The following is a 24,143-nucleotide window of genomic DNA, read 5'->3' as shown; positions in this document are numbered from 1 at the left end:
CACATTTTGTTGTCTGATTATTGATTTTTGGCGAAACCATTTGATCATATGACAAGATGTGTATCTACCTTAACTTAATGATTTTTACCAAAATCATTAGGGGATTCATCAGAGTTAAGCACCCATTTATGACGGTATAGACTCCTGAATAATTTTTACAAAAACTAAACATAATCTATTAAAATATTTAGAGAATTTGCTTTAGCGTTTCTTCAATTATTCTGCGACATAAAAAAGGCGATTTTTAAATTAATCGCCTAAATTTATTAATATTTAAGTAGATATTATTAATTTCTAATACGAAATACCCACAAATTCAAATCCAGCGTCATTAATTGCTGCAATGGCTGCTTCTTGCGAGATTGTACCACCTTCTATATCAACTTCATGCTTAGCAAGATCTACCGTTACTTTCGCTTTGGAATCGATAGCATTGATTGCTTTAGTAATGGTATTGACACAATGTTGGCAACTCATATTATCGACTATTAATTTCATCATTAACCCCTTTTGGTTATTTAATAATTTAATTACTCATTTAGCAAAATTAAGGTATCCCCTAAATAAAAATAAGTTTGCTAGCTAAGTAAGGCGTAACGACTATATTACGCCAATAAACTGATAAAAAAAATAGTTTGGAATATTTAAAAAGCAGTAAAATTTCCCCCGCTAGTTAGACGAAGAATCTGATTAGTAAACGTGAGGAATTTGATGAGATTCTTCTAAACTATTATAGAGTTCAATCGCCTCTTACCCTCCTCAGTAATAAACCCTATATCAATCGGAGCGGGTGGTTTTCAAAAGCACTTTTAATTTCTATTTCAGTTTAACGTTTAGACCAATGCTTAGGGAAGAATATTGTTTCATTCTGCTCTTTATACTACCTGACAGTATTAGGGGCTCTGACTGATATATATCCTTTCGAGACACCATTCGCATCTGCTTAACCAGTCCACTTATCTACTTTGATATTTGGATCTTTTAAATAATGCCTTCTGTATCAACTTTTTGCCGTTTTTATGAGTCTTAATCTCACCATTTAAAATGTGCTCGGTATTAATTGTTACCTGAGCACCATTACCGATTATTTATTGAACTATCCCCTCTGAGGTTGGTGATGGATTGAAGTCTTCGAGATACTCTCCAGCTTTACTTTCTGTTCCGTTGACACTTTTCTTGCAGTATTACTACTTATACTTTTGGGGGCTGTTAATAATTTGCTTTCTGTTAGTATAGATAAAGTAAAATTTCCGTCAAAACCATTAATAATCATCACGATTCCAATGGTTTTACCAACCATTACTTTATCTTCTTCATCGCTATAATCAAAACTACTAAAACTTATTACATATAAAGCATAAATAACACGAAATTTATTTAATTCTTTTGAAATGCTATTTAATAAATATTCAATTTCTTGTTAGCCAAGTTGAGCGTTTGGTGAATTCAAATATGTTAATTCCTTTTATGCATGTGAAGAGAATTACTGGCGGTAATCATGCTTTATTGGTAATTTAAATCCTGTAATCTCTCCTCATTTAACTTATACTGTTGCTCTGATATTTTTTTTAAAACACTGGCTAATGTCAGTTCATTTAGACAATTACTAAGATCAATTTTAGAATAAGGCACACTCTTTGATTCAAGATATTGCTCTAATCGCCATTCATCCAGTACATTCGGCTCTGAAAAATAGTTATGCATGTTAACAACGAGCTCAGGTAGAGGTTTCTTTCTTATGAATTCCAACCCCTTACCATGCTTTTTAAATAACCATTCTTGTCCATGAATATCTATTTCTCCTCTTCTAGGACAATCTAATAATAGATTGTAATCCTTAACTTCAGGGTAATTCCTCTTAAAAACAGTCAGTAAACTATTTTGTAATTGGATCATTTCGTTAATATATTTTTTCATATCAGTATCTCGAAAGAGCCTCCGCTGCTGTATGATAATCTTTAATACTAATCATTTTTCCATTAATGATAGCTACATCTATAGGTTGAGGGGCGTCAAATTCACTCGCTTTATATCCTTTACTCGTCTTTTAATATCTGAATCTGGCATCATATTTGAATTTTGCCGACTAATTGAATTTTTAGGATCTACATTTTTAGTTCGCAACCACTTTTTCAATATCAATCGAAATGCACAATTCTAATAAAGGTAAATGCTCATCTATTCCAATTGTGTCTATAGAAATTTTTATTGGATTATTAATTAAGATATCCATTAGTGCGCCCCGTATATCGTGCATAAATAATTGTTGATAATTCAGCTACTGATCTAGATGGTCTAAACTGTAATTACCACCCATCGATAGTAATTCTGTCATTATAAGGAATATTATTCTTTTGCGAAGTAGATCTAAGAACAGATAAAAAGAGGATCCCCACAAGATGGTGAGGATTACTTAATTTTATAATTTACTATTTAGCCAATAACTAGATGTATATTATTTACCATTATGAATTCTGTAATATAAATAGCATATGTACTAGCCAATCTTTGCTTGATGACCATTCATTCAGATAATAATAATTACAATCAATATCATCTAATATAATTTTTTGTAATTCGTTTTCATTATATGAAGAGTCAATCAATGATTGAATTTCTTTTATCATTTCTTGTTGTTCTTGATCTGTTTCTGTTTTTTTATAGGACAACAAAGATTCATTAGCTCCCCCAAAGATTTCTTCAAAATCTTGATTCAAATAGCATCTCAAATAATAAGATAATGCAGGATATTTTTCTGTTGCAATCATGGTATTGGATATCCCGTAATAATTTTATAACTGGTAGGCATTGAAAAGGCTCTTGCTATAATAATTCTGGCATTTGAGACTTGAGTTGCGCTTGTTTGCCCCTTTGAAATACTAATTCATATTGGTGACGATGACTTATAATCAATCTCTAAATAGCCTTTTGGTTTCCAAATAAATCATTATTTATCTTAGATTGATTTGCATCAATCGCTTTGCTTGTAATCGCTTCAGCTGTCGCTCTATCTGTAAATGAGGTTGCTGTTTTACATTTTCTGTAATTGTCCATCATCAATCTCTGATAAACGCCCCAAACTACCTATAACTAACTTATCAGGAGTTAACTATGGCTAAGGCACATTCTAAGCTAAAATCAACCACATGCAAAGCGCCCACACAACCCATTACTGATGGGTTTTACACCGTGGGGTACACACCTAATTTGGGCAGACCTCCCCCCAGACCGCAACAGTTCATTAAAGACCGCTGGCTGGAAGCCTTCGGCTTTACTATCGGTCAGATAATCATCATCGACGCGCAACAGAGGTTATTGATTATCAGGATTGAGGAGCCTTTCTAAAATAAAGTAATCTAGATCTGTCCTTGATAATATTAACCCTATAATTAAATCAAAGACAGATCAGCTAATAAATTATCTTGTTAATGTTGAAAATTCAGTAGAAATAAAAGGTTGCAATCTTATTACAACCTTTGTTCTTGAACCATCTAGTTCAACTTCGGTCGTTAGGTACTCACCTATTACATCTTTTTCTATCTTAAAGTATTCTACACCCTCCATTAGATTGTGCGCTATTCTTTGCTGTTTATACTCTATAATTGTTTGTATCCAACTTTCAAATACACTAAACGAAAAAAGTATAGACATTTCATTTTGATCAGTATATTGGTATGCAAAGTGTAAATACTCTCTATCCTGAAAAGTAGGCTCTCCCTCAAAAAAAGCTAACAAATCTATTTCATCTGGAAAAGTTTCCATAAACATTTATTTTTTTCCTTCTTTTGGAATTGTTGTTATAAGTTTACGTGAACTATCTGGCATAGTTTGTTGACCTAATCATCCGCGCTCGTCAAATTGATGACGGCAGGTCAACTCACCAAAACGTCCCATATGGCGGCAGATTTCTTGACCTTGCCCCCATTTATGGCTTATTGACGACTAAATCCTTGATGCTCCTGCGTAATACCACCACATTTATCATATTGCAACACCAATGGTCATTGCCCATCATGAATCTCAGATAAACGCCTGAAACCATCCATAACTTACTTACCAGAAGTTAACTATGGCTAAGGCACATTCTAAGCTAAAATCAACCACATGCAAAGCGCCCACACAACCCATTACTGATTGGTTTTACACCGTGGGTTACACGCCTAATCTGGGCAGACCTAACCCCAGACCGCAACAGTTCATTAAAGATCGCTGGCGGGAAGCCTTCGGTTTTACCATCGGTCAGACAATCATCATCGACGCGCAACAGGGATTATTGATTATCAGGATTGAGGAGCCTTTCTAAAATAAAGTAATCTAGATCTGTCCTTGATAATATCAACCCTATAATTAAATCAAAGACAGTTCAGCTAATAAATCATCTTATTAATGTTGAAAATTTAGTAGATATAAAAGGTTGCAATCTTATTACAACCTTTGTTATTGTATCCTCTAGTTCAACTTCGGTCGTTATGTACTCACCTTCTACATCTTTTTCAATCTTAAAGTATTCTACACCCTCCATTAGATTGTGCGCTATTCTTTGCTGTTTATACTCTGTAATTGTTTGTATCCAACCTCCAGTTGCACTAAACGAAAAAAGTATAGACATTTCATTTTGATCAGTATATTGGTATGCAAAGTGTAAATCCTTTGTATCCTGAAAAGTAGGCTCTCCCTCAAAAAAAGCTAACAAATCTATTTCATCTGGAAAAGTTCGAATAAACATTTATTTTTTTCCTTTTTTTGGAATTGTTGTTGTTATAAGTTTACGTGAACTATCTGGCATAGTTTGTTGACCTAATCATCCACGCTCGTCAAATTGATGACGGCAGGTCAACTCACCAAAACGTCCCATATGGCGACGGATTTCTTGACCGTGCTCCCATTGATGGTTAGATTGACGACTAAACCTTTGATGCTTCTGCGTAATACCACCACATTTATCATATTGCAACACCAATGGTCATTGCCCATCATGAATCTCAGATAAACGCTCAAAACCATCCATAACTTAATTACCAGAAGTTAACTATGGCTAAGACATATTCTAAGGTAAAATCAACCACATGCAAAGAGCCTACCCCACCCATTACCGAGCGTTTTTATACCATCGGTTACGTCCCCAGCGACTTTTGCTATCCCAACTCAAGACCACACAGCTCACCATTAAAGGACGCTGGCTTGAGCAGCTCGGCTTTTATGCCGGGCAGGCTGTCGTGGTGAAAATTGAGCGCAACAAGTTAATTATTGAACTTGCGATGCAGATCTAAAAAGCAATAAAAGATCCCCATTGGTTAAAGCGGGGATTAATGCTTATTCAACAGGCGCTAATGAAACTGCCATTTCTAGCACTATATCTAAATAGATCTTTTCTCCATTAGCCCCACTTCTTTTCAACTCATCACGAGCATAAATAATATTAACTTTGGCTCCGACTCTAAAAAGCTTTTTATCATCTTCTTTTATATAATTATAAATACTTTCTTCACATACTGATCCATCATCTAATAATAAACTGAAGCTGTTATCTATCAATGATGGATTTTGTCCCGCGACATAGGTTCTAGTTATAATTCCTGAAATAAATAGTAAAGGCATTTTATTTTTCTCAATACTATTCCACCATTCTTGGGAGCCAAAAAGACCATTAGTACCTTTAAGACCCATATTAGGTCTTGAATGATCCAGTGTGAGAGTTTGAGTTAAAGTGATCTGTTCTGGATTAGCTTGTAACTCTTCAGAAAGAAGATATACCAATTTCATAGGCACTTTTGTATTTTCTAACTTTAATAGCATAATTCTTCCTTTTATTGCACTTTTTCAAAATAGACAATATTATTATTATTAAGAATTTCCATTCCTTTACCTTGCCCAAGTTGGGTCGTCATTTGCCCACTTTCAATTTTAAAACGGGTATTGATATCCATCCATTTTCCTGTTTGAGTTGACATACTCGGCAGTTGTTTTGCTGCAGCTTCATTCGCTGCAATCCCTATTTTTTCAAGCTCGGAGAATGTACTAGGTTTAACTGTAATTTTTACTGTTATACCATCATATTCTGACGAATAGTTTAGAACTGGCGAAACTGAGGTTTCTGTCGTTGCCAACATAATACCTGTTCTTTCAAATTGCTTAAATTGCTCAGGAGACATAGTCCGATAAACAATCTCATTTCCGTGAAAATCATATTGCTGTACTGGATTTAACGGATTTTTAGATTGAGTTGCAGGCACTCCAATCGCTTCTCTTACCGCTTGTGTCGCACCTGTAGTCCCCTTTCCAGCTTCCGTTCCCGGACAAACTTCATCCAACCCCAATGGGTCTATCCAAGTGATTGGATTAGCCACGTAACTATAGGCATTTTCACCCCCCGCTAAACCAATCGGGTCTTGACTAATGTAACGTGCACAGTGTGGGTCATAGTAACGGTATCGATTATAATGTAACCCCGATTCTTCATCAAAATATTGTCCCGGTAGTCGCAACGGTTGGGGTACCGTTTGATAATCAATTGCTAAGTTACCATAAGATTTATACACCGCACTCCATACAATCTCCCCCCTGAGTCGTCACTAACCATGGTAATGACGGATTTTCTTAAACTCGATTAATCGATGCTAACTATCCCAAGTAAAGCAGTGTTCGGTATGTTGGCGTTTACCACGACGTTCACGAATCAGATTATCAAATTCATCATACGGATAATGCCGATCAGCCAGTCATCATCGATGCACAGCAAAGGTTGTTAATTATCAGGATTGAGGGGCTGAGCTAAAAGGTAAAATAAAATCCCCACGGTTAGGTGGGGATTTTTGCTTACTGATAAAGTGAAAATACTATTTTAGGTAATCGAGGAATAAGATTAATATCATCACAATTGACAAGAAATTCTACATTTGTTGATAATATTTCTGAGTAATCGCCTTCTATTTCCCCTGCGAATGAGTACATAAGATCTTTTTCTTCTTCATCGACTTCACTTGAAATAATAACCAGCACTTTAGCACCCCAGCACGATCGACGTCTATAGATATCATTCTAAATTTAGGCGATATATTAAATAACATAGCTCTTTGTGCAGATAGTAATAACTGTACATCATTCATTTTATTGCCCTCCTTTATTTGGATTCACGGGTACAATCTTCGGCCATCGGCTTGATTGAATTATAAATATGTTTGTTGGTTTATTAACATCAGGGAGACCATTAGGGTTTCCAGTATTAATATATCTTCCTGTAATTCCTAATACCGTTTATTCACTTCAATAAGCCAAGTATATAAATACATACGAATCACCTGTAAAACCATCTATAATACAAAATTAAAGCCTAAAGCTATCTTTAAGATCTTGATACTCAATAAGTGATAACTCATTAACTTTAATAAAAATTAGCTCATTTTCAAAACCGAATCCCATTTCAACCCTCTCCATCCTAATAAGTGTTTTCACTACTCGTTTTTCAGAGAAAACAACTAAAACACTACTAGTCGTTAGCGATACAGAATATTCAGACACATGATCATAAATATTTTTATGTAACATGGATATATCGAAAATAGGAATCCCTTTTGATATTTCTAACACTTCAAATTCTATATTTTCAGTACTCGCTTTATTAACCATTGTTAGCACAATATTTTTTAGATCACCGGATTTCTCACCAATTCCAATTTCTAATAATGAATTACTAAAATTACCCGTCCGCCAATAGATTTTTTTTTCATTGCAAACGTTTTTTTCATCTACATTAACAGTAAAAGGAACATGATAATCAATTTCAACTGTATTGTTGACTATTGGATTAACATTAATAATTTTAAGCATTTTCAGCCTCTTATTTAGGATTATATCGAGCATGTTTTACAACAATATTTTGTCCTGCTTCTCTTGGCACTGGTAGTATAAACTCCTAATTCTCACCATGAATCATTTTATCAGTAACAATACCATTTTGTTTTATTGCAATATTTAATGCTGATTCAAATTCTTTCAATGCAATTTGACTACTTATAGATGTTGTTGAGCCAGTTAGCTCACCAACAACATTATAATCATAACGGCGTTCAATTGATTTACTTAAGGTTTGATGAAGTTGTAGAGTTTGTTGACGTAATCGTCCGTATTCGTCAAATTGATGACGGCAGGTCAACTCACCAAAACGTCCCATATGGCGACGGATTTCTTGACCGTACTCCCATTGATGGTTAGATTGACGACTAAACCTTTGATGCTCCTAAGTAATACCACCACATTTATCATATTGCTACACCAATGGTCATTGCCCATCATGAATCTCAGATAAACGCCCGAAACCATCCATAACTTACTTACCAAAAGTTAACTATGGCTAAGGCACATTCTAAGATAAAAACAACCATTACTAAAACCAGAACGGTAAAATCACGGCCAAAGCGCAGCTTAACGGTCGGTTACAGCCCTAATGGCGGGCAGACCCAACCCCAGACCGAAACTGACCATAAAGGGGCGTTGGCTGGAGCAGATAGGCTTTTATGCCGGACAAGCCGTGTTGATTAAAGTTAAACGAAATAAATTAATTATTGAACTTGCTATGCAGATCTAGGAACTTATAAAAATTAGATCCTAGATCAGAGTTAGACTGGGGATTTAACAAGTTATTTATTGGGATTTATATATAAATATCGATTATCTAAATCCAAACCTAATAAATCAACAATATGAAGTACTTTTTGATATTCATCTTCACTAATTTTCACATCAAAATCTGCAATATGATCACATAATGTTTCAAAAGCTAAAACATTTTCTGAATGATTAATGTAATCCAAAGCATAATCTACTAACTCAGGATCTAGCCTATCTTTTATTAAATTACCTAATTCTTTTATATAATCATTAATTAACATAATTATTTGATCCTTTTTTTTATTTTTTACTTACTTATTGGTTTGTAATTTGGCGGAACTGGTGCACTGTCAGGAAATGTCGTTATTATCTTTTCATTTGCTGGCTCATAAATAACTCTAATTCTTACTCCGTCTCTAACTTCGTATTCGGCCCATCTTGCTGGATTTCCTGCTTTAGTATAAAGGCCTCCAGTACCATTTTGTGCACACCATTGTGTATTAGGTGATGTTGCAATATCTCCGATTTCGTGAACAACTTTATCTGCTGGCCATTCTTTAGGGAAAACTGTTTGTCCTGCTTCTCTTGGCGCTGGTAGTATAAACTCCTAATTCCCACCATGAATCATTTTATCATTAACAATACCATTTTGTTTTATTGCAATATTTAATGCTGATTCAAATTCTTTCAATGCAATTGGACTACTTATAGATGTTGTTGTTGAGCCAGTTAGCTCACCAACAACATTATAATCATAACGGCGTTCAATTGATTTACTTAAGGTTTGATGAAGTTGTAGAGTTTGTTGACGTAATCGTCCGCACTCGTCAAATTGTCAGATTCCGACAACGTGGGGATTTAATAAGCATTAATTCTGTTATAGATTAATATTGTATTTCTCTGCTAGTTCACTAAGCATGTCTCCAAATTCTAAAAGCTCTTCTCTAGTCCATCCCGTTAAGGTAGGAATTTCATTTACACTGCATGAAACTAAAACAGCAGATTCAAGCTCTCTTATTAAGTTAAACTCCCTTTCACTCATTTGAACATTTAATAAATTATTTTGTTTTTCTAGTATATTCATTTTAAATCTCAGTTAATTCATTGCGGTGTTTTTTGGGTTGGTAAACGTTTAATATAGTTATCCCATCCAATATCATAATCGGATCTGAATGCAGTACTTTCACCTTTACTCGGATCTCTTATAACAACCGTTCTTGTATTTGAATCTAAATAAGCAACTCGTTAGTCAAAGTAATAACGTACGTTTGTTGGGTTATTAATAACGTTTTCAACATGTTGTTGGAACTATGCTCGTGTTCTAATATCTAAGGAATTAAATTCACCTCGTTGTAAAACTTGCTTATCAAAAGCATGACCATTAGCTATTTCCTGAGATGCTAATTGAGCATTTAATTTAGGATTATTGACGGCATTCTCTGCTCCTGTAGCAGGTTTTGTTATAGTCGTCCCCTTTCCAGCAATAAATAAGTTCCCCACTGAGTAAGCGGGGATCGTGTACTAACTCAGTAAAAATCTTCTCGTTTGAATTTTTTACCTGTAGGAATAACATCTTCTTTATTAAAACAATCTATTGTATCTTTATCATGCAATAACACTGCATACCCATACAAAATATCATCTTCCTCACTAACCCCCATAACTATACCTTTCCTCCCAGAATATTGTTTATGCTTGGTAGTAGGAAGAACTTCAACTTCTGAATAAAAATCAATTTTATCTATCATCGTAATCTCAACTATTTATGCGTTATTTTTCCATCTAAAGATACGTTTAAATTTGAACCATCACGACTTGCCAACCAAGCTGCAATTAACCATACGGTGGCTTCGTCCATATGATTAAACGATGCGGCGATTTCCTTATCCGGCATCGGTAACTGAGTGACAAGGTTTTCATGGTCTGATCAGGTAATGGAATGGTCGTTGTCATTAAAAACAAATTGATGTTGCAATGAATGACTCCAACCGTAGCTAAATACCGAGCTTACTTCCACCTCTGTTGTACGATATTGTCGTTTGAATACAAACGGATAAACGTCTTATCAAGGAGTTAACTATGGCTAAGACACATTTTAAGCTAAAATCAACCACATGCAAAGCACCTACACACCCCATTACTGAGCGGTTTTATACCGTGGGTTACACGCCTAATCTGGGCAGCCCCAACCCTAGCCGCAACTGACCATAAAGGGGCTCTAGCTGGAGCAGATAGGCTTTTATGCCGTACAGGCGGTGGTGATTAAAGTTGAGCGCAACAAGTTAATTATTGAACTTGCTATGCAGTTCTAAAAGATAGTAAGTCAGATCCCCACTGTAGGTGGGGATTTAATTTTCATTCAACTAGCTTTTTTAATGAACTCTGCTAAAACACGCTTTACCGGTGAGCTAGCATTCTGCAATAAAATATCTATTTTTGATAATAGCTGCTCTTTCTTAGAATTATCTAGATTAGATAAATTTAGAAGCCTTAATGTATCAATGCAAGAGATAAATAAGTCCTCATTATTTGTGTTAATAATATTTAGGAGAGCTTCTAATTCATGTGAGTTATGTAAATCCCCCAAACATTCTATAAGCCTTTTTTGCCAAAAAATAGGCTTAAGCTTTAGTTGAGTTAATAATAACTCCCAATCATTACTATTGAATTCTTTAAGTATTTCAGTAGTTTCTAAAATAGCGCAATCATACCAATAATCGCCAGGCTCACTTTCCTTGCTAAAATCAGATACACACACATCAAATTTATTATACATATCTTATCTCTTTTATTTTATAGGATTAAATCACGGTGTAGGTTTACCTCCGACTGGATAGCCCGCCGTGATGTCATTACCTTTTTTAATGACATCGATTTCCACTCCATTAACAGTTCCTCGATAAAGAGTTTCACCAGTTGAAGGTCTTACTCCTATAGGCTTAGTATTTCCAATTTTATTAACAGAATCAACAATACTCTTATCTGACCAACTTTCAGGAAATAAGGTGCTTGTTTTTATTTTTGACAAATTCCCATCCTCAAACTGAGTTGTATATTTTACAGTTCGCGTTCCATCAGCATTCACTTTTATCGTTTCTACTGCATATTTAGGATTAGCATCATTTATACTTGGAAAATGCCACCAATTATTTTATTTGAGCCTTCAATACGTTGACCTGCTAAAATTTTACTCTCCATTTCAGGTGTTAGTTTAGATACAGCCCCACTCGTCCCCCTTTCCAGTTTCTGTTCCCAGACAAACTTAATTCAACCTTAAAGGGTCTATCCAAGTGATTGGGTTAGCCATGTAACTATAGGCATTTTTACATATTGCGATTAATTCTGCTCATAGCGTTCATCTTGAATAATATAAGGCTCTGCTATTTTGCCTTATACAACCTAAGCCATCTTTTGTTATCCTATAGATAAGTTTCCTGATGGAAAGGCTAAAAATAAGTTAGTTCATTTATAAAAAGTGATATATAGCATTCATTCTTTCCACATCTTCTTTTAATACTATTTTTGCTCTATCACTCAGTCCCCCTGAATTTTTCTCTGCAAAATGTTTAAGTAATAAAAATGTTTCCTTGGTAATATAACCCTTGAACGAATGACCAACCAACATTCCTAAGGCTTCAATTAAAGATTCTGTAGGTTTTAATTTTAATTCTTTAACTAGTTCTGCCTCTGCTTTTTCAGGGGAAATTGTATATAAAGCAAGACAGGCGGCATAAATATAATCTAATGCATCAATTTCATCACTAATTTCAATGTGCGAGTATTTTATTACATTAAGTAAACCAGAAATAATTAATTGCTTTTCTTCAAATGAAAAATCTCTATTTTTATATACTTTCCATTCAGCGAAATTAAACTCTGGGCATTTTAAATAAAATAATGCAGCACATAGTCCTACTAATATGCTGCCAATATCTTCTCTTTCAGGACATAGGGTAAAAATTTGCCCCAAGGATAAATTTGGCATGTCCTCTATAGAATGGAGGATTAAATCAATTTCAGTAATTGCTCCTGGTTTTGAAAGATCTATTTTTTTTAATTTATTACGAATAATCAATGGAGAACCTCGTTAGTAGTTATGTTTTTAATATTCATATTTGAAAAGTGTAATTCTAACTGCTTCAATGCATCAGTTGATTGTGCACGATAGCGACCTGACTGACTATTTATTACTAATGTTCCATCAGCCTCTATTTTTAACTCTCCAGCAACTTTTACTGCTTCACCCCCCGCTAAACCAATCGGGTCTTGACTAATGTAACGTGCACAGTGTGGTCATAGTAACGGTATCGATTATAATGTAACCCCGATTCTTCATCAAAATATTGTCTCGGTAGTCGCAACGGTTGGGATACCGTTTGATAATCAATCGCTAAGTTACCATAAGACTTATACACCGCACTCCATACAATCTCCCCCTGAGTCGTCACTAACTCCTGCGGTGTCCCCCCAGTTGGTCATTGAAGTAGTAGTAAATCTCACCCCCCTCGTTCCCGACCATTATGACCATTAAAAGCCGCTGGCTTAAAGCCTTCGGCTTTACCACCGGTCAGCCAGTCAACATCGATGCGCAGCAGGAGTTATTGATTATCAGGAGTGAGGGACTGAGCTAAGAGGTAAAACAAGATCCCCCACGGGTTAGGTGGGGATTATTCATTAGTAGATGGTTTCACATTGTATGCTAGATAGCTTTATATTTCTTAAAAACACACTCATTTTTTTTAGATACCAATTAAAATCTGGAATCTCTTCCCCAGATAAATACTGACGATTTATTGACAATGACATAGATAAATAGTTAGGGTAAATTAATAAATTACCCCCTGATTCATTATCATAAACCATCACTATACCGATTTTATCCATAATATTATGAGAGTTTATAAACTCGTCTAAATTGAACAAATTCATGTCGATATTTAACCAGTTATAATCATCGATATCATTTGACGATAGATAAGTAACCATATTTTGATAATAAATATTCCCGCCATTATTTATTAGGCACTTTAATATCTCTTTAGGAGAATATTCTTGTGCAAAATTTATATCTATGCTGACTTGCATTCCCATATTAATATTCCTTAAACGGTATGTTCTTTGATGTTAACCAGTCTTTAACATGCTGAGGGATAGGTGTGTTAGAATGGACTTCAAAAGACGCACCATTTTACTTGGCAATACTCGCATAAGATCCACATCGGATTTAAATTTCTTAAATCCTTTACTACCTGCCTGAGCATGATCTTGCCAATAGCGTCCTGATTTAGTCTCATACCAGATTGAATTATTTGGACCATATAAGTCAGATTCTCACAGGGTGGGGATCTGACTATCTACCACCATTGAGGATAATTAGTAAATTCATTTCTGATTAATGAATAAACATCATCAGTAATCTTACTACTATAGGAAGCCGTCATAACGTTTCCCTCTTGAGCTTGTCTCTTAACTGACCATGTGAACTCTATATCATCATGTTTTTTTATTATTTTTATAATGAAAATATTACTCATATCATGTAACACTGCGCTTTCTCCCTTATTAAGTCCTTTGGAGAAAAGATCCCAAACATTACAATCAATCCAAATTTCACCACTGTATGCTAAATGATGAGTAAACTGTTCCATATTAATATCAATTTTAAATTTAATTGATGGTAAATAATCATCTATCTCTATCTCATCAAAAAATATTTTGATAGGATCATTTAAATTAATACTCATTAACACCCCCCTTTTATTTAACTAGCCGAGCGTGAATTACAGCAGGAAGATCACCTGGTTTTTTAGGTGGTGCTAACTTTAATTCCCAATCATCGAGTTAAAAGCTAAAACAAAATCCACACCGATTAGGTGAGGATAATAAGTCTAATTAGATAGGTACAGCTTCCTTGGTTCTTAACCATGAGCCTTTTAGTTCATTACATAAATGAGCATCAATAATTTTTTCTATCTCCTGCAAATACTGAATTTTTTCGGGAGCTTCCTTTATTACAAGAGGAACTAATTGATACCAAGCATATAGTATCCAGTCAGGGTTTGTTTCAGCTACTTTTTTCATGTGCTGAAGTAATTTTTTATAACCTAATCCAGATACCGTCGCTTTAATCCAAGGCTTAGTTCCAGAGACATTTTTTTTTCTAATCCCATGTCTAAAAACTTTATCAACACACTACGATCCCTAATAACACGCGGGATCAATCTTAGTGAGGATTCTCTAACTACATCAGAATTATGTTTTAGCAGAGTTTCCATCAAAGCTGAACTTTCATGCTCAGGTAGCTTTCTTAAATAATGAGCTAACTCATTTTCAGCTCTTCCATCAGGAAGCTTATTTATAATATTATTCAGCATTAGGATGCTCCTTAAATTTATCTATAGATGTCAAAATAAGATCCTCAAAGTTTTTTGATAAGGATCTTACTATTACATTTAAATTCAAAAATAACCCTGTTTTATACTTTATTGCATTATCAACTTGAGTTAATAATTGAATCAATATTCAAAGAATAACTTTTTTATTCATTTAACTCTATCTATGATGAGTTGTTAGTCGGAGGATAACTTTCGATAGCTTGGTCATAGCCATTATCATTAGAAAAATATTTCATAAAGAAATCAAAATCCCATATCGATGACTTTATATTATTAAACCTACTAATGTCTAAAGATTTATTCTTCATTGCCACTTCTGATTCTTTTTGGTGATTTATTTTGGTTATACCTTCATAGCCGCCAACCAAATCATCACATCCAATGATAAATGGTAGGATATTCTCTTCCTCCAGTTCTAAAAAAACTTTACCATTAAAGATCACTTGACTAAAAATATCTGAATCTAAATGTTGTGTATCTTTACCACCACATTCTACAAATCGGTCTTTTATATTAAACTTTAAGCCAGATGAGTGGTAATAATCATGATTATTATGAATAACTCTTAAGTCGTAGCAGCGAATATTTTCAATAATAAGTAAGGCCTTTTTAGCTAATATGATTAAATCCTTATCAATGTTGATGATACTTTTCGGGTTAACGGATAATATCTGATTACGACATATATCTTCAACCATATTTATCGAAACATTTTCTAAATGCATTCGAAAGGTTGCGGTCTCTTTTTCTATGGTAGGTAAAGACGAATAACATTCCATTCCGCTTAAACAGTCAAAATCAATACAATAGCAATTAGTTAGATCTATTTTATATTTCATAATATTATTTATAGTTTTTTTATTAGTTAGAATGATAACTTTATTCTCATTTGCAACTCTGTCAGATTGCCATATTATTTTCAAAGCATAATTTTTTATCGCTTCTCTATAGCCATCACGACTAGGAAGATACTCCATTAAAAAGTCAAAATCCCATATTGGTGACTCAATATTATTAAACCTACTGATGTCTAGAATTTTATTCTTCATTGCTACTTCTGATTCTTTTTGGCGATTTATTTTGGTTATACCTTCATAACCGCCAACCAAATCATCACATCCAATTATTAATGGCAGGATATTCTCTTCTTCCAGTTCTAAAAAAACGCTACCATTAAAAATTACTCGACCATAAATATTTGAATCTAAATGATCTATATTAAATATCTGGCATTTTTTATTTGAGGAGCAGCAAATGCTGTTAGTTATCAAACTTGAGATAAAAGTATAGATATCAAAGTAAGATCCTAACAGGATTTAGGTGAGGACCTTACTATTACATTTAAAAATAAAAAAATAGCCCTGTTTTATACTTTATTGCATTATCAACTTGAGTTAATAATTGAATCAACATTTCGCTATTATTGGATACTATTGAATTTTGAATAATACTTTTAGCCTTTATAAGCTTATCAAGATCGATTATCTTTTCATCTTCATAATCATCAATGTTTATATCTAATTCATTATTAAGTTGATTAATAACATTACTCTCTAACAGATTTGTATAATTATCTTCATCAAGAATTAATTCAATCAAATCACCATCAACACAATTATCTAAATCTAGGCGCTCCATTGCACTTTTATTTACTGGAACGGATATATATTTCATACTATTTATTCCTTTTTATATTAAAATGAGTTACCGCATTATATTCACCTTGACTTCGGCCAGCTTCTTTTCCATTTTCTAATAATTTGTTGTTAGGAATATTACCATTCAAATCCAGATAAGCCCTTTTTCCCGAAATATTAGGGTTATAAATTCGGAAGTAGTTTCCAGACAAATCCTCAACCACCTGTATACCTGTTGTTGGATTAGTATAAATTCTTTTTCCTTTTTCAGTTGTAGTTATTATTGGATTTGAGCCTGCGAACTCATTAATAACCTTATCAAGACTTGCTGTAGCCCAATTACTTGAATATTGTTGTGATCAAAAATGTCTCATTAAAGAATATTGACTAGAAGAGCTAAAATTCATGCCAGTAATCATAACAATCGTGGATGATAAGTTAATTATTAGGTTTGCTATGCAGATCTAAAGAATAATAAATAAAATATATATTTAAGACATGATGCTTACATTATCCTGATTAATATAGATTGCCTTAGGCTTAGCTGGAACAGTTTTTTCCCAATGCATTATAGATAAAATATCAATAGCCATTTCTCGCATTCTCTGCCATTCTACACTTTTGCAAAGTGCAGTATTATTCCAGTATTGAATATTAGCAGGTCCACTAATAGACAGCATATAATCATCTAGTTTTTTAATTACACTTCGTTGTTCATCTGTTATAGAGGTAATATTTAGCTCATCTAAAGCTCCCTCCCATTCAACGGCTAGTTCATCAGCTACATTAGCAAAATCAGGAAACAAACTTTTCTGAATTTCATAAGGCTGAGCTATTACTTGAGCAATCCATTTTATTTTATTCATGTTTTATTCCCTTATTTATTCTTTAGGATAGTCTTGAATAAAAAAGCAAGTATCGCTTAATGCTGTTCTTAATAAATATATTTTTTTCATTATAAGTTTTTCGGTTTCGAGGGTAATTACTGTACTTTTTAAGTCAGTGTTATTGCCGACATAATATCATATGCCTGAAAAAATGATAATTATTTGATTATTTTGGTTTAGTATAGTTTTTCTGTAAAAATAATTCAGGTGTCTATACCGTTTTATTATGTTTGAACATAAATAAACAAGTCATAATGTAGGCAAAAGTCGGTAAAAGCAGTTTTAGGCATTATGTTTTTAATGTATTAGTCTAAATGCTCAAAGAGTTAGAACAATATGGAAAAAATAATACAATTCATAAACACGTAGATTCATGATTTTTCACCGTATCTAATCTGCTAATCATAACTAATTATCTAAAGGTTAACTATGGCTTGGTCATAGTTTAAGTTAAAAACAACAGCATGATCTTAAACAACTTTGTAATTACCATTTTGAACTTTATTTAGGATTAAATGATCGAATGATCTAAATTTGTTGCCGCTGTTACTGTATCTGCTCCATTAGAGACCTTATATCCATTAGATATTGTCCGGATCGTTCTTTTATTCGCTTCTGTTCTTGGACAGAATTTATTTAATCCTGTTGAGTTGTTCTAAGTTATTGTGTTAGCGAAGTCTAATAAGTGTTTTCATCACCCTAAATCAACAGGGTATGAGCAGTTATAATGTCGTTGAAATGTTGTAATTATAATATAATCCAAATTTTTACTATTAATCAATGATTGATACAGTTATTCTATCAGATTCAAGAGTAATAAAATCATTCTCAAAATAAGAAAAATCATAGAATGATTCATCTTGAAAGATCAAATTTGATAATATTAATTTATCTTCAAATAAATAACCATTTATAATATGTTTAAATGTCTCTCTTTCTCTTTTAATAAAAAAATGTTTATCTTTCGATGCTTCAATTTGTATATCATCGTTAAACCATAAACCAAGTTCTACTAAATAAATATTTCCTACGTGAAGCGGTACAGAAGAATAATCAACAAAACAACAAATGTTATATTCTCCAAAAGCGAAAATAACTTCTTCTTCAACATTTTCATTTACAGATATTAACTTTGCATAATATTTCATTTAATAACCAACCTAAATTATTTATATCCCTAAATTCTGCGAAGATTCATAAAATCATTAAATATCAATCTTTAGCTTTACCAACTTTTCATATATATAATAAATAGCGTATTTTAATCTTAATATCTCAACTTCTTCAATACTATGAATTGTTGCAAATTGTTCAACATCAACTCAAACACAGGCATATATTTTGCCAAGAATTGATCAGATGATATAAAGCTCAGTTTTCGATAACAAAATTGTTGATGTTTGTAGAATGTGGAGTCAATAATTCTGCTTTAATTTACCAAGATGCTTATTTTCCATTATCGCCGTATGTTTTGCTTTCTCATTTATGGCTCAGTTTTTTGTAATGCAATGGATTTTGTTGGAAATCTGAAAGCAAATCGCATTCATTTTTATTTTTTTATGGTTTCTAGTTGATTTCAATCATTTATTAAAACATCCATTTTTGATGCATACGTGATTTTAATTATGTCGATTAATGTATCAATAAGTATATCTAAACGCTCTTTAAGATTTGCAGAGAAACCAATTTCAGCATCGGGTGCAGATTCACCATAATCTGTTAATTAAGTAGTATCCGGATAGCTAGGAATATCGCCAATGATAAAAGAAAATATAATTTCGTTTGGAATTAAATAGTCAGAATAGATACATAGTTCATTTTTTTGTATTTTTTCTATTTTCTATTGGCTATTTTTAATAATAGTAAGTTAATTGTTGTGTTTTTGAAATATGAAGTAGCTCCAAATATAAAAAATCCCAGCTTTTAGGCTGGGATCTTAATTATTTGCCAAACATCTTAATTCCTAAACGACGGCATTCTAAATACCAGAGACAAATTCCGGTTGGAATACCCAAAGGTGCTATTTTGCAGGCTATATATATATCTTCAGTGTTAATTACAAATTGATTTGTATTAAAATAAAACAAAATTGAAGATATTAAACTTGTAATTAAAATAATCAAAAACAACAGTAAAGGCATCGCTATACATAAAAACAATAATGCTAAATATTTTCTATACTTCATCTTACTTTCTCCTTTTTAAATTATTAATTTTATTATTAATTAATTCTCATCTAGCGAAACTTACGACTCTTTTAGTAATAGTGGATATAAAGCTTTGCGCAGCAGGTTTAGTAATTATCAAAATACTAATTAATACTTATTTATATTGCTTCAAAATAAAACAGTAATTGTGTTTGACTTACTTATCAGATCAAAATGAAAGAAAATAACTTAAAAAATTATCGGTAAATATAACTTCAATAGTGCCACAAGCTCTAAATAACTATTAAAAAAACCAGATAAAAAAGGGCATCTAATGAAGTTATCTAAATTAAAAACTATTTATTGTTTATTTTATCACCAAATCTATGAATATTACATCCAGTTCAGATAAAAAAAAGCAAGCAGTACAGAAATAAAATTGGTAACGATATAATTGACTTTGAAATATATAGATTAATCATCCTTTTTTTAGGTTAACGCAAAAAACTAGTTAGAATAAATCGATAAAAGATTATTGATAATTGCATCAGATACCTTTAAATATAGTTAGTCGATATTTTTTGTAAAAATAATTTAGAACTGTATACCATTTAATTAATATTTTTGCATTTGATATGATTATATATGTTTGATAATTTAGAGTATATTTTAATAATATTACCAATATACCTTGTATTACTTTTAATAAAAGATAAAATCAAACTTATTATTTAACCGTTCAAATATTAAGTGCATGAGTAAAAAATCAAATATTAAGTGTACAAGTAAAGATTTAGAGAAGATTAGTCGATTTTTAAGCTATATTTTAAGGCATAAACCAGAAGCGATAGGTATCACATTAGATAGTAATGGTTGGGTTGGAGTAGATGTTTTAATTCGGCAAGCGAAGAAACATGGTATGCAAATTTCTCAAGATTTAATTACCGAAGTCGTTAGAACCAATGATAAAAAACGCTTTACTCTGTCCGAAGATAATCTAAAAATTCGTGCAGCACAAGGGCATTCAACTAAGCAAGTTAATATAGCGTATAATGAGAAAACCCCGCCTGAATATTTGTATCATGGTACAGCAACCCATTTTCTTGATTCAATTTTTCAACAAGGTTTGATTGCAGGCGAACGTTATTATGTTCATATTTCAATTGATGAAAAAACAGCTGTAGCCGTTGGTAAACGTCATGGAAAACCAATTGTCTTAAGAATTAAAGCGTTAGCAATGTTTCAACAAGGTTTTAAGTTTTATTTAGCCGATAATGGGGTTTGGTTAACGAATAATGTGCCAAGCCAATTTTTAGAAGTTATTTAAAATAAATCGGTATAACTAAAAAAATAATCTTTATTCATTTGTATAAAATTATTTAGTTAAGGTAGTGCACACTTTTAGATTAATTTAGAGTATCTCTATTAGACAAATCTATTTCTATTTTTTAGAATCGATAATAGTGCGGTTAGTTTAACGCATTCTATCCTTATTCTTCGTAAATTCATATCTTAATACAAGTTTGACATAACAATTTTCAAATATTACATGATAGAAATCATCGACATCAGCAAAAATTGAGGGTATTGTATATTTATTCATCTAAGCAGGTGTTGTGATTAATTTGTCTGCTGTTTTTCATTTTGATCTTGGCTCAGATGTGTAGTTGTCTTTTTTTTATTTTTTTCATAAACGATATTCAGGTTAATTAGGAGCCGAAAAATGCAACATATTATGGAAACAATTAGGAAAACAGAACAAGAATTTATTGAGATTCGACATCAAATTCATCAACACCCTGAAGTAGGTTTTGAAGAGAATAAAACCAGCGATTTGGTTGCAAATAAATTGACTGAGTGGGGATACGAGGTTCATCGAGGGTTAGCCAAAACAGGCGTCGTTGGTGTTTTAAAAAATGGTACCAGTAATAAAAAAATGGGTATCCGAGCCGATATGGATGCTTTACCTATAGTTGAAGCCTCCGGTAAACCTTGGAGCAGTCTTATCCATGGCAAATTTCATGGTTGTGGTCATGATGGGCATACCACTATTTTACTGTGTGCTGCTAAATATCTTGCCGAAACCCGTAATTTTGATGGCACGTTATATGTCATTTTTCAACCTGCAGAAGAGTTATTGTATGGTGGAAAGGTGATGGTGGATGATGGCTTATTTAAAAAATTTCCTTGTGATGTTATTTTCGGTCTTCATAATATGCCCGGATTCAAAGAAGGCCATTTTTATTTTAGAGCCGGTGCACTTATGGCCTCATCCGATACCATTCATATCAATATTAAAGGCAAAGGTGCTCACGGCGCCATGCCTGAACGAGGAATTGATGCAACCCTTGTCGCATGTTATATCGGCACCGCACTGCAAAGTATTGTTTCTCGAAATGTTTCTCCATTTGAGCAAGCTGTTATCACCATTGGTTGTATTCAATCTGGTGAAGCGCCGAATGTTGTTAATAGCAATGCACTTATGAAACTAACCGTTAGAGCATTAGATAATGATACTCGAACGTTATTACTTAAACGTATTACTGAAATTGCCACTTTGCAGGCAGAAAGCTTTGGTGCCAGCGTTAAAATCGAGCATGTCAATGGTAGCCCTGTTTTACATAATGGTGAGGATGCAACAAAATTTGCATTTGACGTTGCCCAGAAATTAGTCGGTAAAGATCGCGTTCATGATAATTGCCATCCTTTTATGGGCAGTGAAGATTTTGCTTTTATGTTAGAGAGTAATCCAAACGGTTGTTACATGATTATTGGCAATGGTGATGAACCTGGTTTTTGTAGTGTACATAATCCTGGTTATGATTTTAATGATAAATGTATTGTTCCTGCTGCGTCATATTGGGTTGCATTAACTGAAACATATTTAAGTAAATAAGGATAGTGTACATCTATGGCAAATTTAAATATGTCAAATTCAACAAATTCTGAAGCTGTGCCATTTAAAAATGATAACCGGTTAATATTAGGTATTGTATTAGGGGTCATTACTTTTTGGCTTTTTGCTCAATCAATTGTCAATGTTGGGCCAGCAGTTCAGCATTCTGTCGGTATTACACCTGCGTCTTTTAATTTGGCGGTGAGTTTGACCGCCCTTTTTTCTGGTTGTTTTATTGTGGTTGCTGGCGGACTTGCTGATCGTTTTGGGCGGGTTCGTTTTACCTATTTAGGTTTTATTTTAAGTATTATTGGTTGCCTTTGTTTGATCTTCGCTCAAGGTGAAGTGTTATTCATCATTGGACGCATTATTCAAGGTTTGTCTGCTGCCTGTATTATGCCCTCTACTTTGGCATTAGTGAAAACTTATTTTCAAGGTAAAGAGCGCCAGCGCGCATTAAGTTTTTGGTCGATTGGCTCTTGGGGCGGTTCAGGTACTTGTGTGCTTGCTGGCGGTGCTATAGCAACTTATTTGGGTTGGCAGTGGATTTTTATTATTTCTATCATCTGTGCTGTGCTCGGTATGCTGTTATTGAAAGGTACACCAGAAACCAAAATTGAAGATCCTTCAAGTTTGCCAAAATTTGACTATGTAGGACTATTTGTTTTTGTTATTACTCTGGTTTCATTAAATCTTGTGATAACTAAAGGATCAACATTTGGTTGGACAAGTGTCGTGACATTATCCTTGGCTACGGTATGTTTTGTTTTTCTTATTTTATTTTTTGTTATTGAAACACGTAAAGCGAGTGGCGCTTTTATCGATTTTTCATTATTTAAAAATGTTCCTTACCGTGGTGCTACCTTATCTAACTTTCTGCTCAATTCTGTTGCCGGTACATTAATTGTTGCCAGTACTTATACCCAACAAGGACGAGGCTTTACACCTTTCGAAAATGGATTATTGACCATTGGTTATTTAGTGTCAGTGCTATGTATGATTCGAGTTGGAGAAAAAATCTTACAAAAAGTAGGCGCAAAAAAACCAATGTTACTCGGGCCATTAATTACTGGTTCAGGAATTGCGTTGATGACGCTGACTTTCTTACCCGATACGCTTTATATTATTTCGGTGTTGGGGGGCTATATTTTATTTGGTCTTGGCTTAGGTTTTTATGCAACGCCATCAATCGATACCGCAATATCAAGCGCTCCTGAAGATAAGGTCGGTATTGCATCAGGAATTTATAAAATGGCAAGCTCATTAGGCGGTGCATTTGGTGTAGCCATTTCAGCATCCACCTATTCAGCAATTATTGCCAGTGGTCAAAGCATAGCAATAGCTGCAGCACTAGGACTCTGGATTAGTGTTGGATTTTGTCTGTTATGCTTTACTTCAATTTTAATTTTAGTTCCAAGCAATGCCGGTAAGAATAAATAAATCTGGTTAACTTTTTATAATATTAAAACTTATCATTGGGGTGGAACTTTTAACTACTATCCCTATTTTTTTAAAGATAGATGGATTAAACCCATAAAGCTTAAAAAGCAATATGGGGTTAATTATGAGAAATA

The 24,143-nt window shown here is 33.3% G+C and carries 39 protein-coding genes and 1 pseudogene; 8 read left to right on the top strand and 32 right to left on the bottom strand.

Going from position 1 to position 24,143, the window contains the following annotated elements; translation table 11 throughout:
• Nucleotides 1-294: 294 nt before the first annotated feature.
• The 4 genes from H3T96_RS01190 to H3T96_RS01175 all read right to left on the bottom strand — a co-directional run bounded on the left by H3T96_RS01190 (nt 295) and on the right by H3T96_RS01175 (nt 3,057).
• Nucleotides 295-498, bottom strand: coding sequence for a heavy-metal-associated domain-containing protein (locus H3T96_RS01190; protein ID WP_198226913.1), 204 nt, complete (start codon nt 496-498; stop codon nt 295-297).
• A gap of 1,005 nt (nt 499-1,503) precedes the next feature.
• Nucleotides 1,504-1,917: a hypothetical protein gene (locus tag H3T96_RS01185; protein WP_144091376.1), complete on the bottom strand. Its 414-nt coding sequence runs from the start codon at nt 1,915-1,917 to the stop codon at nt 1,504-1,506.
• A 548-nt stretch (nt 1,918-2,465) separates the two neighbouring features.
• Nucleotides 2,466-2,768, bottom strand: coding sequence for a contact-dependent growth inhibition system immunity protein (locus H3T96_RS01180; protein ID WP_172398396.1), 303 nt, complete (start codon nt 2,766-2,768; stop codon nt 2,466-2,468).
• 148 nt (nt 2,769-2,916) lie between these two features.
• Nucleotides 2,917-3,057 (bottom strand): hypothetical protein, encoded by a 141-nt coding sequence (locus H3T96_RS01175; RefSeq protein ID WP_172386430.1) that lies wholly within the window; start codon nt 3,055-3,057, stop codon nt 2,917-2,919.
• Between the two features lie 54 nt (nt 3,058-3,111).
• On the opposite strand from H3T96_RS01175, the gene H3T96_RS01170 reads away from it, so the two are divergent.
• A complete protein-coding gene (locus tag H3T96_RS01170) occupies nt 3,112-3,345 on the top strand; it encodes a SymE family type I addiction module toxin (RefSeq protein WP_144091375.1) in 234 nt (77 codons plus the stop codon).
• Between the two features lie 72 nt (nt 3,346-3,417).
• On the opposite strand, the gene H3T96_RS01165 is transcribed toward H3T96_RS01170, so the two are convergent.
• On the bottom strand, nt 3,418-3,768 hold the full coding sequence (locus tag H3T96_RS01165; protein ID WP_086326619.1) for a hypothetical protein: 351 nt from the start codon (nt 3,766-3,768) through the stop codon (nt 3,418-3,420).
• Nucleotides 3,769-4,069: 301 nt separating this feature from the next.
• Between H3T96_RS01165 and H3T96_RS01160 the strand changes: the two genes are divergently transcribed.
• The gene (locus tag H3T96_RS01160; RefSeq protein ID WP_144091374.1) at nt 4,070-4,303 is read left to right on the top strand and encodes a SymE family type I addiction module toxin; all 234 of its coding nucleotides are present in this window, start codon (nt 4,070-4,072) and stop codon (nt 4,301-4,303) included.
• 72 nt (nt 4,304-4,375) lie between these two features.
• Here H3T96_RS01160 and H3T96_RS01155 read toward each other — a convergent pair whose 3' ends face one another.
• Nucleotides 4,376-4,726, bottom strand: a complete 351-nt coding sequence (locus H3T96_RS01155; RefSeq protein WP_086326617.1) for a hypothetical protein — start codon at nt 4,724-4,726, stop codon at nt 4,376-4,378.
• Nucleotides 4,727-5,066: 340 nt separating this feature from the next.
• Between H3T96_RS01155 and H3T96_RS01150 the strand changes: the two genes are divergently transcribed.
• A complete protein-coding gene (locus H3T96_RS01150) occupies nt 5,067-5,270 on the top strand; it encodes a SymE family type I addiction module toxin (RefSeq protein WP_144091373.1) in 204 nt (67 codons plus the stop codon).
• Between the two features lie 43 nt (nt 5,271-5,313).
• On the opposite strand, the gene H3T96_RS01145 is transcribed toward H3T96_RS01150, so the two are convergent.
• The 5 genes from H3T96_RS01145 to H3T96_RS01125 form a co-directional block, all read right to left on the bottom strand.
• A complete protein-coding gene (locus tag H3T96_RS01145) occupies nt 5,314-5,796 on the bottom strand; it encodes a hypothetical protein (protein ID WP_144091372.1) in 483 nt (160 codons plus the stop codon).
• 11 nt (nt 5,797-5,807) lie between these two features.
• Complete coding sequence (locus H3T96_RS14885; protein WP_313902989.1) at nt 5,808-6,539, bottom strand: RHS repeat-associated core domain-containing protein; 732 nt, start codon at nt 6,537-6,539, stop codon at nt 5,808-5,810.
• Between the two features lie 277 nt (nt 6,540-6,816).
• Entirely contained in the window at nt 6,817-6,999 is a 183-nt protein-coding gene (locus H3T96_RS01135) for a hypothetical protein (protein WP_144091370.1), read from the bottom strand.
• 324 nt (nt 7,000-7,323) lie between these two features.
• The gene (locus H3T96_RS01130) at nt 7,324-7,827 is read right to left on the bottom strand and encodes a hypothetical protein (RefSeq protein WP_144091369.1); all 504 of its coding nucleotides are present in this window, start codon (nt 7,825-7,827) and stop codon (nt 7,324-7,326) included.
• An 85-nt stretch (nt 7,828-7,912) separates the two neighbouring features.
• The gene (locus H3T96_RS01125) at nt 7,913-8,170 is read right to left on the bottom strand and encodes a hypothetical protein (protein ID WP_144091368.1); all 258 of its coding nucleotides are present in this window, start codon (nt 8,168-8,170) and stop codon (nt 7,913-7,915) included.
• Between the two features lie 273 nt (nt 8,171-8,443).
• Here H3T96_RS01125 and H3T96_RS01120 point away from each other — a divergent pair, with 273 nt between their 5' ends.
• Nucleotides 8,444-8,584 (top strand): SymE family type I addiction module toxin, encoded by a 141-nt coding sequence (locus tag H3T96_RS01120; RefSeq protein WP_198248563.1) that lies wholly within the window; start codon nt 8,444-8,446, stop codon nt 8,582-8,584.
• A gap of 52 nt (nt 8,585-8,636) precedes the next feature.
• Here H3T96_RS01120 and H3T96_RS01115 read toward each other — a convergent pair whose 3' ends face one another.
• The 11 genes and pseudogenes from H3T96_RS01115 to H3T96_RS14880 all read right to left on the bottom strand — a co-directional run bounded on the left by H3T96_RS01115 (nt 8,637) and on the right by H3T96_RS14880 (nt 13,022).
• A complete protein-coding gene (locus H3T96_RS01115) occupies nt 8,637-8,888 on the bottom strand; it encodes a MafI family immunity protein (RefSeq protein ID WP_144091367.1) in 252 nt (83 codons plus the stop codon).
• Nucleotides 8,889-8,914: 26 nt separating this feature from the next.
• Nucleotides 8,915-9,208 carry an EndoU domain-containing protein gene (locus H3T96_RS14935; protein ID WP_144091386.1) on the bottom strand — a complete coding sequence of 98 codons (294 nt, stop codon included), beginning with the start codon at nt 9,206-9,208 and terminating at the stop codon, nt 8,915-8,917.
• A 276-nt stretch (nt 9,209-9,484) separates the two neighbouring features.
• Entirely contained in the window at nt 9,485-9,691 is a 207-nt protein-coding gene (locus H3T96_RS01105; RefSeq protein WP_144091366.1) for a hypothetical protein, read from the bottom strand.
• Between the two features lie 224 nt (nt 9,692-9,915).
• Complete coding sequence (locus H3T96_RS01100; RefSeq protein WP_144091365.1) at nt 9,916-10,107, bottom strand: hypothetical protein; 192 nt, start codon at nt 10,105-10,107, stop codon at nt 9,916-9,918.
• 26 nt (nt 10,108-10,133) lie between these two features.
• Complete coding sequence (locus H3T96_RS01095; protein WP_144091364.1) at nt 10,134-10,355, bottom strand: Imm31 family immunity protein; 222 nt, start codon at nt 10,353-10,355, stop codon at nt 10,134-10,136.
• An 11-nt stretch (nt 10,356-10,366) separates the two neighbouring features.
• Complete coding sequence (locus H3T96_RS14820; RefSeq protein WP_255518973.1) at nt 10,367-10,501, bottom strand: hypothetical protein; 135 nt, start codon at nt 10,499-10,501, stop codon at nt 10,367-10,369.
• Nucleotides 10,502-10,534: 33 nt separating this feature from the next.
• Nucleotides 10,535-10,651 (bottom strand): annotated as a pseudogene (locus tag H3T96_RS14930) (hypothetical protein); the annotation flags it as partial.
• Between the two features lie 315 nt (nt 10,652-10,966).
• Entirely contained in the window at nt 10,967-11,383 is a 417-nt protein-coding gene (locus tag H3T96_RS01090) for a hypothetical protein (RefSeq protein ID WP_144091363.1), read from the bottom strand.
• Between the two features lie 30 nt (nt 11,384-11,413).
• Nucleotides 11,414-11,692: an EndoU domain-containing protein gene (locus tag H3T96_RS01085; RefSeq protein WP_370545707.1), complete on the bottom strand. Its 279-nt coding sequence runs from the start codon at nt 11,690-11,692 to the stop codon at nt 11,414-11,416.
• A 381-nt stretch (nt 11,693-12,073) separates the two neighbouring features.
• Nucleotides 12,074-12,682 carry a hypothetical protein gene (locus tag H3T96_RS01080; protein ID WP_144091361.1) on the bottom strand — a complete coding sequence of 203 codons (609 nt, stop codon included), beginning with the start codon at nt 12,680-12,682 and terminating at the stop codon, nt 12,074-12,076.
• Nucleotides 12,683-12,857: 175 nt separating this feature from the next.
• The gene (locus H3T96_RS14880; RefSeq protein WP_370545709.1) at nt 12,858-13,022 is read right to left on the bottom strand and encodes an RHS repeat-associated core domain-containing protein; all 165 of its coding nucleotides are present in this window, start codon (nt 13,020-13,022) and stop codon (nt 12,858-12,860) included.
• A 105-nt stretch (nt 13,023-13,127) separates the two neighbouring features.
• Between H3T96_RS14880 and H3T96_RS14925 the strand changes: the two genes are divergently transcribed.
• Complete coding sequence (locus H3T96_RS14925) at nt 13,128-13,238, top strand: SymE family type I addiction module toxin (RefSeq protein WP_144091359.1); 111 nt, start codon at nt 13,128-13,130, stop codon at nt 13,236-13,238.
• A 43-nt stretch (nt 13,239-13,281) separates the two neighbouring features.
• Here the strand turns inward: H3T96_RS14925 and H3T96_RS01065 are convergent, their stop codons facing one another.
• From H3T96_RS01065 to H3T96_RS01020, 10 genes are all read right to left on the bottom strand, one after another.
• Nucleotides 13,282-13,698 (bottom strand): hypothetical protein, encoded by a 417-nt coding sequence (locus H3T96_RS01065; protein ID WP_086326626.1) that lies wholly within the window; start codon nt 13,696-13,698, stop codon nt 13,282-13,284.
• 263 nt (nt 13,699-13,961) lie between these two features.
• Nucleotides 13,962-14,351 (bottom strand): hypothetical protein, encoded by a 390-nt coding sequence (locus tag H3T96_RS01060; protein WP_144091358.1) that lies wholly within the window; start codon nt 14,349-14,351, stop codon nt 13,962-13,964.
• 148 nt (nt 14,352-14,499) lie between these two features.
• Nucleotides 14,500-14,688: a hypothetical protein gene (locus tag H3T96_RS01055; RefSeq protein ID WP_086326628.1), complete on the bottom strand. Its 189-nt coding sequence runs from the start codon at nt 14,686-14,688 to the stop codon at nt 14,500-14,502.
• Nucleotides 14,689-14,711: 23 nt separating this feature from the next.
• Nucleotides 14,712-14,981 carry a hypothetical protein gene (locus H3T96_RS01050; RefSeq protein WP_144091357.1) on the bottom strand — a complete coding sequence of 90 codons (270 nt, stop codon included), beginning with the start codon at nt 14,979-14,981 and terminating at the stop codon, nt 14,712-14,714.
• 182 nt (nt 14,982-15,163) lie between these two features.
• Entirely contained in the window at nt 15,164-16,111 is a 948-nt protein-coding gene (locus H3T96_RS01045) for a hypothetical protein (RefSeq protein ID WP_144091356.1), read from the bottom strand.
• A gap of 232 nt (nt 16,112-16,343) precedes the next feature.
• Nucleotides 16,344-16,676, bottom strand: coding sequence for a hypothetical protein (locus tag H3T96_RS01040; protein ID WP_086351397.1), 333 nt, complete (start codon nt 16,674-16,676; stop codon nt 16,344-16,346).
• 1 nt (nt 16,677) lies between these two features.
• Entirely contained in the window at nt 16,678-16,851 is a 174-nt protein-coding gene (locus tag H3T96_RS01035) for a hypothetical protein (RefSeq protein WP_186279205.1), read from the bottom strand.
• A gap of 279 nt (nt 16,852-17,130) precedes the next feature.
• Nucleotides 17,131-17,505: a hypothetical protein gene (locus H3T96_RS01030; RefSeq protein ID WP_144091355.1), complete on the bottom strand. Its 375-nt coding sequence runs from the start codon at nt 17,503-17,505 to the stop codon at nt 17,131-17,133.
• 794 nt (nt 17,506-18,299) lie between these two features.
• Nucleotides 18,300-18,674 carry a hypothetical protein gene (locus H3T96_RS01025; RefSeq protein ID WP_144091354.1) on the bottom strand — a complete coding sequence of 125 codons (375 nt, stop codon included), beginning with the start codon at nt 18,672-18,674 and terminating at the stop codon, nt 18,300-18,302.
• A gap of 792 nt (nt 18,675-19,466) precedes the next feature.
• On the bottom strand, nt 19,467-19,712 hold the full coding sequence (locus H3T96_RS01020; RefSeq protein ID WP_086327749.1) for a hypothetical protein: 246 nt from the start codon (nt 19,710-19,712) through the stop codon (nt 19,467-19,469).
• Nucleotides 19,713-20,427: 715 nt separating this feature from the next.
• Between H3T96_RS01020 and H3T96_RS01015 the strand changes: the two genes are divergently transcribed.
• The 3 genes from H3T96_RS01015 to H3T96_RS01005 all read left to right on the top strand — a co-directional run bounded on the left by H3T96_RS01015 (nt 20,428) and on the right by H3T96_RS01005 (nt 24,009).
• On the top strand, nt 20,428-21,000 hold the full coding sequence (locus tag H3T96_RS01015) for an RNA 2'-phosphotransferase (protein WP_144091353.1): 573 nt from the start codon (nt 20,428-20,430) through the stop codon (nt 20,998-21,000).
• A 396-nt stretch (nt 21,001-21,396) separates the two neighbouring features.
• Nucleotides 21,397-22,569: a M20 aminoacylase family protein gene (locus tag H3T96_RS01010; RefSeq protein WP_144091352.1), complete on the top strand. Its 1,173-nt coding sequence runs from the start codon at nt 21,397-21,399 to the stop codon at nt 22,567-22,569.
• A 15-nt stretch (nt 22,570-22,584) separates the two neighbouring features.
• Nucleotides 22,585-24,009 (top strand): MFS transporter, encoded by a 1,425-nt coding sequence (locus H3T96_RS01005; RefSeq protein ID WP_086326098.1) that lies wholly within the window; start codon nt 22,585-22,587, stop codon nt 24,007-24,009.
• Nucleotides 24,010-24,143 lie beyond the last annotated feature (134 nt).

It is taken from the genome of Gilliamella sp. W8136 (genome assembly GCF_016101285.1).
In the GTDB taxonomy this organism is placed as follows: domain Bacteria; phylum Pseudomonadota; class Gammaproteobacteria; order Enterobacterales; family Orbaceae; genus Gilliamella; species Gilliamella apicola_N.
Note: the sequence above shows the minus strand (reverse complement) of the source record. Positions and strands in the feature narration are given on the sequence as shown.